13 protein-coding genes are annotated in these 13521 nt (G+C 65.3%); 5 read left to right on the top strand and 8 right to left on the bottom strand.

From position 1 onward, the window contains the following. Position 1: 1 nt before the first annotated feature. Positions 2 to 406, bottom strand: a complete 405-nt coding sequence (locus tag A5724_RS01735; protein ID WP_067795671.1) for an HIT family protein — start codon at positions 404 to 406, stop codon at positions 2 to 4. Between the two features lie 10 nt (positions 407 to 416). Here A5724_RS01735 and A5724_RS01730 point away from each other — a divergent pair, with 10 nt between their 5' ends. After that, entirely contained in the window at positions 417 to 1691 is a 1275-nt protein-coding gene (locus A5724_RS01730) for a glycosyltransferase (RefSeq protein WP_369830596.1), read from the top strand. A 15-nt stretch (positions 1692 to 1706) separates the two neighbouring features. Here A5724_RS01730 and A5724_RS01725 read toward each other — a convergent pair whose 3' ends face one another. After that, on the bottom strand, positions 1707 to 3374 hold the full coding sequence (locus tag A5724_RS01725) for an NAD(P)/FAD-dependent oxidoreductase (RefSeq protein WP_232004665.1): 1668 nt from the start codon (positions 3372 to 3374) through the stop codon (positions 1707 to 1709). Further along, complete coding sequence (locus A5724_RS01720; RefSeq protein ID WP_232004664.1) at positions 3371 to 4399, bottom strand: alpha/beta hydrolase fold domain-containing protein; 1029 nt, start codon at positions 4397 to 4399, stop codon at positions 3371 to 3373. Before A5724_RS01720 ends, A5724_RS01725 begins: the two co-directional genes overlap by 4 nt. 112 nt (positions 4400 to 4511) lie before the next feature. Between A5724_RS01720 and A5724_RS01715 the strand changes: the two genes are divergently transcribed. Then, positions 4512 to 5243, top strand: coding sequence for an SDR family NAD(P)-dependent oxidoreductase (locus tag A5724_RS01715; protein WP_067795199.1), 732 nt, complete (start codon positions 4512 to 4514; stop codon positions 5241 to 5243). On the opposite strand, the gene A5724_RS01710 is transcribed toward A5724_RS01715, so the two are convergent. Further along, on the bottom strand, positions 5244 to 6968 hold the full coding sequence (locus tag A5724_RS01710) for a sigma-54-dependent Fis family transcriptional regulator (protein ID WP_067795193.1): 1725 nt from the start codon (positions 6966 to 6968) through the stop codon (positions 5244 to 5246). A 267-nt stretch (positions 6969 to 7235) separates the two neighbouring features. Here A5724_RS01710 and A5724_RS01705 point away from each other — a divergent pair, with 267 nt between their 5' ends. From A5724_RS01705 to A5724_RS01695, 3 genes are read left to right on the top strand one after another with little or no spacing between them, the layout of a single operon-like run. After that, positions 7236 to 8732: an NAD-dependent succinate-semialdehyde dehydrogenase gene (locus A5724_RS01705; protein WP_067795191.1), complete on the top strand. Its 1497-nt coding sequence runs from the start codon at positions 7236 to 7238 to the stop codon at positions 8730 to 8732. Beyond that, positions 8729 to 10006 (top strand): iron-containing alcohol dehydrogenase, encoded by a 1278-nt coding sequence (locus A5724_RS01700; protein WP_067795188.1) that lies wholly within the window; start codon positions 8729 to 8731, stop codon positions 10004 to 10006. The genes A5724_RS01705 and A5724_RS01700 overlap by 4 nt, the downstream gene beginning before the upstream one ends. Next, complete coding sequence (locus tag A5724_RS01695) at positions 10003 to 10950, top strand: 3-hydroxyacyl-CoA dehydrogenase (protein WP_067795185.1); 948 nt, start codon at positions 10003 to 10005, stop codon at positions 10948 to 10950. Before A5724_RS01700 ends, A5724_RS01695 begins: the two co-directional genes overlap by 4 nt. A 68-nt stretch (positions 10951 to 11018) precedes the next feature. On the opposite strand, the gene A5724_RS01690 is transcribed toward A5724_RS01695, so the two are convergent. The 4 genes from A5724_RS01690 to A5724_RS01675 form a co-directional block, all read right to left on the bottom strand. Beyond that, entirely contained in the window at positions 11019 to 11477 is a 459-nt protein-coding gene (locus A5724_RS01690; protein WP_067795183.1) for a nuclear transport factor 2 family protein, read from the bottom strand. A 93-nt stretch (positions 11478 to 11570) separates the two neighbouring features. Then, positions 11571 to 12698 (bottom strand): NDMA-dependent alcohol dehydrogenase, encoded by a 1128-nt coding sequence (locus A5724_RS01685; RefSeq protein WP_067795178.1) that lies wholly within the window; start codon positions 12696 to 12698, stop codon positions 11571 to 11573. A 66-nt stretch (positions 12699 to 12764) separates the two neighbouring features. Continuing rightward, positions 12765 to 13310 (bottom strand): hypothetical protein, encoded by a 546-nt coding sequence (locus A5724_RS01680; RefSeq protein WP_067795176.1) that lies wholly within the window; start codon positions 13308 to 13310, stop codon positions 12765 to 12767. Then, positions 13310 to 13513 carry a ferredoxin gene (locus tag A5724_RS01675; RefSeq protein WP_067795173.1) on the bottom strand — a complete coding sequence of 68 codons (204 nt, stop codon included), beginning with the start codon at positions 13511 to 13513 and terminating at the stop codon, positions 13310 to 13312. Before A5724_RS01675 ends, A5724_RS01680 begins: the two co-directional genes overlap by 1 nt. Positions 13514 to 13521 lie beyond the last annotated feature (8 nt).

Here is a 13521-nt window from a genome sequence, read left to right as displayed (position 1 = left end):
CTCAACTCAATTCGGCCAAGGCGGCCTTGATCTTCGCCTGCGCCTCGTCGAGTGATTCCGGCGACGGGTTCTGGTCGACGTTGGCGAAGCCGAAGTCGCTGAGGTTGCGGGCCGGGAAGACGTGCACGTGCATATGCGGCACCTCGAGGCCCGCGATGATCACCCCGGCACGCTCGACGTCGAACGCCTTGCACACCGCCTTGCCGATCAACTGTGCAACTTCCATGACGCGGCCGAACACCGCGGGTTCGACGTCCTGCCACTGGTCGATCTCGGCCCGCGGCACGACCAGGGTGTGCCCCTGCGTCATCGGCGCGATGGTCAGAAACGCCACGATCTCGTCGTCCTCGTAGACGAACCTGCCGGGGATTTCGCCGTTGATGATCTTGGTGAAGACGGTCGCCATGGGCATGAGCATTCCAGCAAGCTCCCAGTCTCGGCGCAGTGGGGTAGCAGCATGTTTAGAGACGCTCGACATCGTGACTGACCTGGCGGCTCCCCGCACGGCCAACGTGGCCGAACGCCCGACACGCAGCTACGTCCTCGACATCGTGATCCCGGTTTACAACGAGGAGCGCGACCTTCCGGGGAGCGTCCGCCGGTTGCACGAGTATCTGGCCGCCGAGGTGCCGTACCCGTCGCGGATCACGATCGCCGACAACGCCAGCACGGACAGCACCTTGGCGGTGGCCGAATCGCTGGCCCGGGAGTTGTCCGATGTCGACGTCATCCACCTCGACCAGAAGGGTCGCGGCGGCGCGCTGTACACCGCGTGGATGGCGTCGGATGCCGACGTGGTCGCCTACATGGACGTCGACCTGTCGACTGATCTGTCGGCGCTGATGCCTCTCGTCGCACCGCTGATTTCGGGTCACTCCGATGTCGCGATCGGGTCCAGGTTGGCGGCCTCGTCGCGCGTGGTGCGTGGGCCCAAGCGCGAATTCGTCTCTCGCAGTTACAACTTGATCCTGCGCGGCGTGCTCGGCGCCAAGTTCTCCGACGCGCAGTGCGGGTTCAAGGCGGTGCGTGCGGACGTGGCGCGTCAACTGCTTCCACACGTCGCCGACACCGGGTGGTTCTTCGACACCGAACTGCTGGTGATCGCCGAACGCGCGGGTCTGCGCATCCACGAGGTGCCCGTCGACTGGGTCGACGACCCCGACTCGCGGGTCGACATCGTCCGCACCGCCATCAACGATCTCAAGGGCTGCTGGCGGGTGGGCCGCGCGCTGGCGACCGGCGCACTGCCGCTGCGCGAACTGCAGCGCAGCCTCGGCCGCGAACCGCTGGTTCCCGGCGTTCCCCGCGGAATGGTCGGCCAGATGGTGCGTTTCGGCATCGTCGGTGTCGCCAGCACGCTGGCCTACGCGCTGCTGTATCTGCTGTTGCACCCGGTGGTGGGCGCCCAGGCGGCGAACCTGACCGCGCTGCTGTTGACGGCGATCGCGAACACGGCCGCCAACCGGGCGTTCACGTTCGGCATCCGCGGCCGAACCGGCGTGACACGTCACCAACTGAGCGGGCTGCTGGTCTTCGCGTTCTGTTTGGCGATCACCAGCGGGTCGCTGTTTGCGCTGCATCGGTACGACCCGACGGTCGGCAAGGTGGTGGAGCTGTCGGTGCTCGTGGCGGCCAACCTGATAGCGACCTTGCTCCGATTCATTGCTCTGCGCCGAGTTTTCAACGCCTAGCGCCGGCCGGCGTCGCTACAGCGCTGCCGCTACAGCGCCGTAGCTGTCCAGCAGGAAGGACGCATAGCCGCGGTATTCGGCCTCGCGGCAGTGCTCCTGATAGACATGCCCGCCACCCATATACACCAGAAACGCTTCCGGCTTACCGGGCACGTTCTCACCGAGGAACCACGCCTTGGCCTTCTTGCCCTCCGAGTACATCACCGTCGCCTTGCCGGTGCGCTCGGTCTCGGCCGCCCACCATTCCTCCGACTCGGGGGTTGCCTCGAACCGTTCAACACCGTTTTGCTCGGCCCACCGCAGCGCCCGCTGCAACCATTGCGCGCCAAGCTGAATCGGCACCACCAGGTTGGAGTACGGCGTCTGCGGGCCGAGCGACATGAAGAAGTTCGGAAAGCCACTCACACAGATGCCGAGGTTGGACCGTAGACCGTCGCGGGCCCATCTGTCACGCAACGTGATTCCCTCGCGGCCGACGATGTCGATATTCGTCAGTGTGCCCGTCATCGCGTCGAATCCGGTGGCGAATATCAGCACGTCGAGTGCGTACTCGGTGCCACCGACCACGACACCGCGGTCGGTGATCGCGGTGATCGGCTCGGTCGCCGTGTCGATCAGGTGGACGTGTTCGAGGTTGAACGCGTCGTAGTAACCGTGTCCGGTCGGGACCCGCTTGCCGTTGAACGAATACGTTGTCGGACAGAGCAGCTCGGCGGTCGCGGGATCGGTGACAATCTCCTTGATCTTGGACCGGATGAACTCCGACGCAAGCTCGCTGGCCTGAGGATCGGTGGCGAGGTCGTTGAAGCATTCGTTGGCGAAATGGAATCCGCCCTCGTTCCACTTGCTTTCAAAGATGCGCCTGCGCTCCTCGGGCGAGACCTCCAGCGCGCTGTAGGTGGCCGGCTCCATCGCCACGCCGAAGGGATGATTGGCGGCCTTCTGGTAAATCGCGTCATAGTTCTGCCGGACCCATGCCATCTGTTCCTCGGTCACCGGATCGTTCGTGGTCTCCACGACGAAATTCGGTGTGCGTTGGAAGACGTAGAACTCGCCGACCTCGCGCGCGATCGCCGGGACGACCTGGATGCCCGACGCGCCGAGCCCGATCAGCCCTACCCTCTTTCCAGCCAGCTCGACACCGTCGCGCGGCCAGTGCGCCGTGTGGTACTTCTCCCCGGCGAAGCTGTCGATGCCCGGAATGTCCGGGTAGATCGCGTGTGACAGCACACCCATGCCGCTCACGAGGTACTTCGCTACCAGCGAATCGCCGTCGGCGGTGTGCACAGTCCAGGTGTTGCTGCCCTCGTCGTAGCGCGCGGACTCTATCCGGGTGTTCAGGCGGATGTTGCTGCGCAAATCGAGGCGATCGGCGACGAAGTTGAGGTAAGCCAGCACCTCGTCACCCGCCGGGTAGCGCTGCGTCCATGTCCACTCTTCGCGCACCTCCGTCGAGAAGGAGAACGAGTAGTAGCTGAACTCGCTGTCGGTGCGGACGCCGGGATATCGATTCGCCCACCATGTTCCGCCGACACCGTCTTGGGCGTCGACGACCAGTGTGCTCAAGCCGATCTCGCGGAGGTGGTGCAGGATCGCCAGACCGGAAAAACCGGCGCCGATGACAATAGCGTCAAAGTTGTTGCGGGCATTCATCGAAGTGTCCTTTGTGATCGGGGAGGTCATGCTGATGTCGGTTCGAATGCGATCGGGCTTGCGGGCGATGCCGCGCGGCCCTCGCGATACCAGGTCGCCATCGTCGAGATCGACTCATCGGCGGCGGCCAGCACGCCCGCCTGCAACGGAAAGACGTGCTGCTGATCGGCGGCGACGTCGAACGTGACATCGACACCGGCGTCGCGGGCGCGGGCGTACAGCCGGGTGGCGTCGGCGTAGAGCGATTCGATATCCGATGCGGTGATGTACAGCGGCGGCAGGCCCGAGAGGTCCGCGTACAACGGGTTGACCAGTGGATCCGTTGGGCTCGCGCCACCGGACAGGTACCGGTCGATGTTGCCCTGCAACCCTTCCCGCGTGATGAGGAAGTCGGTGTCGTTGTTGGTTTCGATGGTGGTGCCGCTGTTCTCCATGTCCAGCCACGGGGAGATCGCGATGACCCGCCCGGGTGTGCGGTTGCGGTCACGCAACAGCGTCAGGGCCGCCGCGATAGCGATGTTCGCCCCCGCACTGTCCCCGACGAACGTGATGTCTGTCGGAAGAGTCCCGCCGGTGACCAAGGCGTCGAACACCGCTGCGGCGTCCTCGATCTGGGCCGGATACGGATGCTCCGGTGCCCTGCGGAAGTCGGCGACGAAGGCGTGCGTGCCGCACGCGTGGGCGAGGTGGCCCGCGAACTTGCGGTGGCTGGCCGAGGAACCGAGCGCGAACCCGCCACCGTGCAGCACGAGCAGCATCTGGCTGGGATCTGCATCGAGTGGCTTGACCAGAATTCCTGGTACGCCACCGATTTCGGTCGACTGGTAGGTCACGTCTTCTGGCTCCGCGGTGGCGCGCTGCCAATCCTCGAACACCCAGCGCATGAGTTGCAGTGACATGGCGGGGTTCGCGATGAACTCTTCGGTCCATTCCGCGTAGATGCGGCCCAGCGGGTCGGTCGGCTGATGCGTGGACATGTTGTGCTCCTGCAGTTCGGGCCGGCCGGCCGTGGTGACCGGCTTCACTGCGAGTGTGTGGGTGTAGCGCCCGGCCACCGTCGATGTGTCGCAAAATGACGCACCACTGTCTCAGCGTGACGCACCGCCTCGTGATCGCGGCGCGGCGCGGTTGTCTCGTCGCATCCGCTGATTGAAGGGAAGTGTCGAGATGGAACGTCTGGACGGAAAGGTGGCCATCGTAACCGGGGCAGGCCGCGGCATCGGTCACGCGATCGCCGAGGCGTTCGCCCGCGAGGGCGCCATCACCGTTGCGACCGGTCGGGAGAAGACCGACGAATCGTTCGGTCCACGACCCCCTGGCATCGAGTATCGGCAGCTCGATGTGTCGCAGGAAGACGATTGGGACGCTGTGGTCGCCGATGTCATTGCCGACCACGGCCGAATCGACGTGCTGGCCAACAACGCCGGCGTCATCGCGTACCAGCCGTTGCACGAACTGACGATGGCGGAATGGGAGCGCGTGGTGGCGACGAATCAGACGGGCACCTGGTTGGGGATGCGTGCCGTCATTCCGCACATGGTCGGACAGGGCAACGGGTCGATCATCAATATTTCGTCGATCTGGGGTTCGGTCGCCGTGGCGGGCGCACACGCCTACCACGCGACGAAGGGTGCGGTCCGCAACATGTCGAAGAGCGCGGCAATCAGCTATGCCAAGGACAATGTGCGGGTCAATTCATTGCATCCTGGGTTCATCCAGACACCGCTCACCGATGCGCAGGATCCCGAGATCAACGAGTTCGTCGTGGCCCAGACGCCGCTGGGGCGGGCAGGCACGCCGGAGGAGATTGCCAACGGTGTGGTGTTCTTGGCTTCCGACGAAGCGAGCTTCGTCACCGGATCGGAGCTGGTGATCGACGGCGGATACCTGGCCCAGTAGTCACCCAGAAATGTGATAGGTCTTGAGCTTTCGGTGAATCGTGGCCCGCGATATCCCGAGCAGCTCGGCCGCTCGCGATCGATTTCCACCCGCCTCCTGGAGCGCGCGGCGGATGGCCTCGATCTCGGTCCGCTCGATCATCGACCAGGCGCGGTGGCCGCGCATCGCGTCAGGGAGATCGTCGAGAGGGACTAGCCCGCGTTTACCCGATGCGACCAGGTGCTCGACGACACCACGCAGCTCCATCAGGTTGCCCGGCCAGCTGTGCGCCTCGGCGGCCCGTCGAGCGTCATCGGTGAGTTCTAGCCGCATGCCCGGAGCCCGTTGTGCCGCAAACGCATTCCACAGGATCGCGACGTCGACCACCCGGTCGCGCAGCGGCGGCACCCATACCGTGGCGGCCCCGAGGCGCGCGGCAAAGGCCTCCGATTCGACGTGGCTCGATGCGGCCATCGTGAGCAGCACCGCTCCACGGCCGGTGTTGTTCTCGACCAGCGTCCGCAGCGCGGCCACCGTTGGGCCGTCGAGCGTCTCGACACCACGGATGATGACGGGAGTCGGTGCGCCCAGGATATCGGCGAGCCGCTGCAGCCAGGTGCGGTCTCCCGATATCTGCCGTTCGGCGGCATGCACCACGACCGCGCCGTCCACATCCGCACCAGGGATGTACGGGCGTCCGAGCGCCAACGAAGTCTTACCGCTGCCCGGCTCGCCCGCGACGATCAGCGCCTGCCGCGCTGCGATGTGTCTGCTGACATGGTGGGCGGCGGCCCGCCACGATTCCGACTGCCCGACAAGGCCGGTCAGCGATGGGCGGCCTCGGGCGGCAGTGGAGCGAGGAGCGGGCCGCAGCGCCGCGACCACGCCCGCACCGTCATCGAGCGCGGTGACATCGATGGTGGTGGTGCCGGTGGACAGTGCGGCCGTCACGCGGGTGCTGCGCCGCATTCCGGCGCACAGGTGACCGATCATGTCGATGTCGGTCTGGGTGAGATTTCCCGCGCGCTGGCTGCGCATCGTGAGGCCGTCCGGACCGAACGCGACCACCGGGCCAGGGTGATTGGCGGACGCGTCGAGAAATGCGACGAGCATTGCCCTGGCGCCGGGCTGTGCCACATCGAGAACGTGCTCTTCGAGCTGGGCGGCCACCGAATTCGTCAGCGGAAGCAGCAGGCCGCTTCGCTCGCTGATCGTCGTCGAAACCGTAACCACCGCAAGCAGTTTGCCGGTGATCGGATGCCAGACCGGTGCCCCGGTGCACAGCGCATTCTGGTAGAGGTCCGCGAAGTGCTGGGCGCCCTCGATCTGCACGCTTCTGCCCGCAGCGATGGCCGTGCCGATGCCGTTGGTGCCCACCGCGTCCTCGGCGAGCACCGCGCCGCGGACCGAGCCGAGGCGGTCGAGGTGGGTCATCGCCATCCTGTCGTGCGACCACCGCTGAAGGATGCGGCCCTGCGCATCGGCGAGCAGCAGGCCCATGCCCGAACCCTCGAGATCTTCGGCGACCCTGGCCATCGGGGCTTGAAACATCTCGACGAGACGGTTGTCGAGAAGATCTTCGTCGACGCGCGGCACGTCGCGCACGTTCGCAGGGACACCGAGTGCCTCTTGGGAACGCCGCCACGAGCGTAGGAGCTCGGGCGGCACTGCGTGGTCGGGGTCGGACGAGGTGAGGAACTGGGCGCGTATATCTTCGATTCGCGGTGCGCGGCGACGTGCTGACACGATGGCTCCTTGCGCCGCTCGGCTCGGCGGAGTTGGACGGTGACCGTCCAGGACCGAGGTGCGACTCAGGTCACAGAGCATACCGGAACGCGGACCGGTCACAGCTGAGCTTTCCATGGCCGACCATCTTGCTCGACGTGCAAGTCCTCGCGCCCGGAACTGTCTCAAAAAGATTCACTCGGGTGACGCAGAGCTTGCCGGCCATACCGTAAAGGCGCTTATCCAGGCGGTATCGCATTCCGTCACCGACTCATCCGCGAGGACTTCATGACGACGACTCTGATCGGCCACCCCGACACCGGGTTTATTCGCAACCACTCCGTGCCGACTGGCCTGTTCGTCGGGGGACGCTGGCGAGCAACGGACAAGACGTTTCCGGTACTCAACCCGGCAACCGGGCAGGAGATCGCGACCGTGTCCGACGGCGGGCCCGACGACGCGATCGAAGCGCTCGACGCCGCGGTCGCCGCGCAGGCAGCATGGCGCCGGGCTACCCCTCGGGCCCGTGCCACGCTGTTCTCCCGCGCCCACGGCATGTTGGTGGACCGGGCCGAGGCGTTCGCCGACGTGATGACCATGGAGAGCGGCAAACCCCTCGCTGAATCGCGCGCGGAGTTCGCGCTGTCGGCCGACTTCTTTCTCTGGTACACCGAGCAGATTGCCCACCTGCACGGCACCTATGCACCGGCCTCCAACGGTGGCTACCGGGTGGTCACCACCCACCAGCCGGTCGGGCCCGCCCTGCTCATCACGCCGTGGAACTTCCCGATGCTGATGATCGCCCGCAAGGCTGGTGCCGCGCTGGCCGCGGGCTGCCCGGTCATCGTGAAATCCGCGAAGGAGACGCCGCTGACCTGTGCGCTGTTTGTCGAGACTCTCCGGGAAGCCGGTTTCCCGGATGGTGTTGTCAATCTGGTCCACAGCACGACTTCGGCCGCGGTGTCCGCGGCGGTGATGGCCGATCCGCGGCTGCGCAAGATCAGCTTCACCGGTTCCACCGGGGTCGGGTCGACGCTGCTCGCCCAGGCTGCGCCCGGAATCGTCAACGCGTCAATGGAATTGGGTGGTGACGGGCCGTTCATCGTCCTCGATGACGCAGACGTCGAGCTGGCCGCGCAGCAGGCGATCGTGTGCAAGTTCCGCAATGCGGGACAGGCGTGCGTGGCCGCCAACCGCATCATCGTCCACAGCGCGGTCGCCGACGAGTTCACCAGGCGGTTCGTCGAGCTGACCGAGGCTCTGCGTGTCGGAGACGGATTCGATGACGGGGTGGACATCGGACCGATCATCTCCGCCCGCCAACGCGACGGTGTCGCGGAACTGGTTGAGACGCTGAAAGGCCTTGATGCGCAGCTCTTGACGGGCGGGTCTGCGTTACCGGGCGAGGGATACTTTTTCCAGCCCACCGTCTTTCGTGTGAATGGCCGTCCCACCGAGTTGTGCAACCGCGAATTGTTCGCGCCGGTCGCCACCATCTACCGGGTCGACTCGACGGATGAGGCGATCGCTTTGGCAAACGACACCACCTACGGGTTGGCCGCCTACGTCTTCACGCGTGACCTGTCGCGTGCCCTCGCCGTCGGCGAGCACCTGGATTTCGGGATGGTCGGCATCAACCGGGGCATCATGGCTGACCCGGCGGCGGCATTCGGCGGAATCAAGGCGTCCGGCCTCGGTCGTGAGGGCGGCCACGACGCCATTTACGACTATCTCGAACCGAAGTACCTCGCCGTCACCGTCAACGAGGAAGAGGGACTCGCATGACCACTATCGACACTGTGTCCGCGCCGCAGCCCTATCGAACCAGCAACGACCTTGGGCTGGGGCTGCTACGGCAACCCACCACGGTGTTGTTCGGGCCTGGTCAGCGCCGTCAGATTCCGCACCTGGTGGAGGGGATCGCCGGCCAGGTGCTGATGGTGACCGACGACCGGATGTCGCGCAGCGCCGAATTCGCCGGGATCGTCGATGGCATTGCGGCAAGGGGAGTTTCGGTGCTGACGTATGCCGAAACCGAACCGGACCTGCCGCGCCGAAACGTCGTCGACATCGCCGCCGGGTTCGGCGGCGCCACCGTCGACGCGATCGTCGGCATCGGCGGGGGCTCTTGTATGGATCTGGCCAAGGTCGCCTCGGTGGTGCTGGCCAACAAGGGCGATGTGCGTGACTATTACGGCGAGTTCCTGGTACCCGGATCGGGATGTCCCGTCATCACGGTGCCCACGACCGGCGGTACAGGGGCCGAGGTCACATGCATCTCAGTCGTTTTCGACGAGGAGAAGGCGATGAAGGTCGGCGTGGCCAGCCCGCATCTGGAAGCGTTCGCCGCCGTCATCGATCCCGAATTGACGCTCTCCTGTCCACCCGGGCTGACCGCCGCGGCTGGGGCAGACGCCCTGTCCCATCTGATCGAATCGTTCACCGGCAGGGCGAAGAACCCCGGACCGGATGACCTCGCGACCAAGCTGTACGCGGGCAAGAACCTGCTCGCCGACGTCTACGCGCGCACCGGGCTGGGCCTGCTGAATACGTCGCTGCCCGCCGTCGTCGTCGACCCGGGCGATCTCAAGGCGCGTTCCGACACCCTGTTCGGTGCGTACTGCGCCGGAATGGCGATCAACACCGCGGGCACCGCGGGGGCGCATGCGATTCAATCGCCGATCGGCAACCTCACCCATACCGCGCACGGCTTCGGCATCAGTGCCCTACTGCCGTATGTGATGCGCTACAACCTTCCTGCCCGGGTCCACGAGTTCGCCGAGATCGGTCGCGTCCTCGGAGTGGCGAACGCGACGGATCCCGATCTGGCGCAGGCGCACTGCGCCATCGAGCGGATCGAGGCGATCCTCGACACCCTCGGAGCGCCGTTGGACCTGCGCACCCTCGGGCTCTCTGAGTCTGACTTCGGGTTCGTCGCCGACCAGGCAATGCTGGCCACCCGGCTGACCGCCAACAACCCGCGGGAGCTTACGGTCCCGGCGATCGTGGCGATCCTGGAGCGGGGGTACGCGGGCGACCGCACCTGGTGGGAACTGTGACGGAAACCGAGTCATCGATTGCGATCCTCGGCGCGGGATCGATCGGTGTCGCATTCGCCATTCTGTTTGCGCGACGGCGGTTTGCAGTCAGCGTTTACGATCCAATCCCGGATGCGCTGCCGCGCGCCAAGGCCGACCTTACGGAGCGATTACGGCAACTCGATGACGCCGGCCAGCTCGCCGACGGTTGTCGCGAGGTCGCGGAGCGGGTGGGCTTCACGACCGAAATGCCGGACGCGCTGGCCGGGGCGACGCTCGTGCAGGAGTGCGCCCCCGAGCGCGCGGAGCTCAAGCGGAACCTGTTCCGGCAAGCGGGCGCACACACCGACCGCGAGGTCCCACTTGTCAGTTCGACTTCCGCGATCGTGCCGAGTGCACTCATCGCTGGTCTCGATCCGGACATCGCGGAGCGCGTCCTCGTTGGGCACCCTGGCAATCCGCCCTACCTGCTGCCGGTGATCGAGGTGGTGCCGTCGACGCTCAGCGAGCCTGGCATCGTCGAGCGGGCATTGGCGACCTACCGCGCTGCGGGATTGCGACCCGTCAAGGTGCGGCGCGAGGTCGAGGGCTTCGTCTTCAACAGGCTGCAGGGCGCGCTGTTGCGTGAGGCGTATTGCCTTGTGCGGGACGGGGTCGCGTCGGTGGATGACATCGATGAGGTGGTCCGCAGTGGGCTCGGCCGTCGATGGAGCATCATCGGGCCGTTCGAAACCGCCGACCTCAACACGCGGGGTGGCCTCGAGTCCCACGCGGCGAAGATGGGCCCGGCCTACGAACGCATGGGTGCTGAGCGCGGCCAACACGACTCGTGGACGCCTGACCTCGTTGCGGCAGCCGCCGCACAACGCCGCAAGCTGCTCGATCTGGCGGATTGGGACGATCGGGTGCGCTGGCGCGATCGACAGCTCATGCGGCTGCAGGCGGTCTGGAACGAAGCGAACTAGCGACCGGCAGACGCAATCTCGCAGCGCGTCCGATGGCTTGGAGGGCGTCGCGGCCGGACAGCGCCTCGCTAATCGCCCTCAGCCCCCTGTGCGGGCTTCATCATCGACATGTTCCAGTAGCCGCGCAGGTTGGTCAGCAGGCCGACGTCGTTGACCTTATACGTGAATATGCCGCGCACCGCGCTTGCCGAGCCGTTATCGAATGTGAAGCGCAAGTGCAGGATGTGCGCGATCTCGTCTGGCGAGCTCGACGGGAAGGTCTCCTCGCAGGTGATCTTGATGGTGGTAACGCCGATGCTGTTGTCCCAGAATGATGAGACCCCTTGCTTGCCCCGTACGCCAGTCCCGTCGGGGTTGGTATGGGCCGGGCCGATCGGGTCTTCGATGACGACGTCATCGGCCATGAGAGCCAGCCAGCCCGCCTTGTCTTTGGCGTGCACGCACTGCCACGAGTTCTGCGATGCGGTGAACGCCGGTGACTGCTGAACGGTTTCTTGGGACACTTCACTCCTATCTAAATGCCGCATGCGACACCGTCCTCGGTGGCGTTGCGGATCAGCCCCAGCCCGGTCGCCGCAAGTTGACCACCTCAGAGACCGAAATCCCTTGTTTCGTTTGCTCTACCGGTCGTCGTCGGTGTAGCGGATCACGCCGCGAATGTTCTTGCCCTCCAACATGTCGGAGTAGCCCTCGTTGATCTGCTCCAGCTTGTACTGCCGGGTGATCATGTCGTCGATGTTGAGCTTGCCCGCCTTGTACATCGACAGCAGTTGCGGGATGTCGTAGTGCGGGTTGCCGCCGCCGAAAATGGTGCCCTGCAGGTTCTTCTGCATCAGGGTGAGCATCGCCAGGTTCAGCGTGACCTGGGTGTCCAGCAGGCTGCCGATCGCGGTCGCCACACAGGTGCCGCCCTTCGCGGTGATCATCAGATAGTTGTCGATGTCTTCACCCTTGAGTTCGCCGACGGTGAGGACGACCTTGTGGGCCATGAACCCGTAGGTGACCTCGGCGATGCCCATCAGCGCGGTGTTGATGTCGGGGTAGACGTGGGTGGCGCCGAACTTGAGTGCTGCGTCGCGTTTCCATTCGACCGGTTCGATGACGAAGATGTGCCGCGCGCCGGCATTGACCGCGCCCTGCAGGGCAGACATGCCGACACCGCCGACGCCGACGATCGCGACGTCCTGGCCGGGCCGGATGTCGGCGGTGCGCACCGCCGAGCCGTAGCCGGTGGTGACGCCGCAGCCCACCAGGCAAGCGACCTCGAACGGAATCGACGGGTCGATCTTCACCACGGAACTCTTGTGCACGACCATGTACGGCGAGAAGGTGCCCAGCAGCGTCATCGGGAACACGTTCTGGCCTTTGGCCTGGATCCGGAATGTGCCGTCGGAGACCGCGGCGCCGTTGAGCAGACCCGCGCCGAGGTCGCACAGGTTGCGCAGCCCGGCCTGACACGACGGACAGTGCCCGCAGGACGGGATGAACGACAGCACGACGTGATCGCCTGGCGCGACTTCCTCGACACCGGGGCCGACTTCGGTGACGATGCCCGCGCCCTCGTGGCCGCCGAGCACCGGGAAACCGCCCATCGGGATGCCGCCGGTGACCAGGTGGTGGTCGGAGTGGCACATCCCCGACGCTTCCATCTGAATCTTCACCTCGTCTTTGACGGGGTCGCCGATCTCGATCTCCTCGATCGACCACGGCTGGTTGAACTCCCAGATGAGAGCGCCTTTTGTCTTCATAGAACCTGCTCCTCTCGAGTGCCCCGTGTCAGACTAAGTTATCTAGGTCACCCGTGTGCTTGCTGTCTACCAGATCGGGACGGGTGCCGCTCCGAGTGGGTAGTAGCCCGGCAGCTTCTCACCGGCCAGGCTGCGCTCGATCCGCTTCTGCATGCCCTCGCTGAGGTCACCGGATTCGATCAGCTTCATGAACATCTTGGAGACGTGCCCGAAGTCGAAGAAGTCGCGCTGCCATTCGATTTTCAAGTTGGCGTTCAGGCGGAACCAACTGCCGCCGATTCCGTAGATCTCGTCGGTGGTGCCGTCGGCCTTGTTGACGATCTGCTTCCAGAAGCCGACGATCTCGCCGAGCTTGTCGTCGACCAGCACCCTCTGGTACTCGTAGGTCCAGTTCTCCAGGCCCTGCATCTCCAAACCCAGTGCCACGTCCCGGATTTCGTTGACGCCCACGCACATCACGTCTTCCTTCGGCCCGATGTTCCAGCCGTAGGTCGCGTCCTCGGTGTAGAAGTCGGCCAGTGGCGTCCAGTCGCCGGCCTTCTCGCAGTCTCGGTTGGCCTGGAGCCATTGCTCGACCCACTTGTCGAGTGCTTCGCGCGGCAGTGACGGCATCAGTCTTCCTCTCTCACGGACAAGGCTTGGGTGGGACAGGCCCAGACGGCTTGCTCGATCTGCGGCCGATCTTCTTCGGGCGGTTCGGTGTTGAGGATCTCGACCTGACCGCGCTTGGGCACCTTGAAGTAGTTGGGTGCCTCCAACTCGCACATGGCGTGGCCCTGGCAGAGGTCCATGTCGACCTCGATCCGAAAGCCCATGGTGCCTC

The sequence above is a fragment of the Mycobacterium sp. ACS1612 genome (assembly GCF_001667505.1).
Classification (GTDB): Bacteria; Actinomycetota; Actinomycetes; order Mycobacteriales; family Mycobacteriaceae; genus Mycobacterium.
Note: the sequence above shows the minus strand (reverse complement) of the source record. Positions and strands in the feature narration are given on the sequence as shown.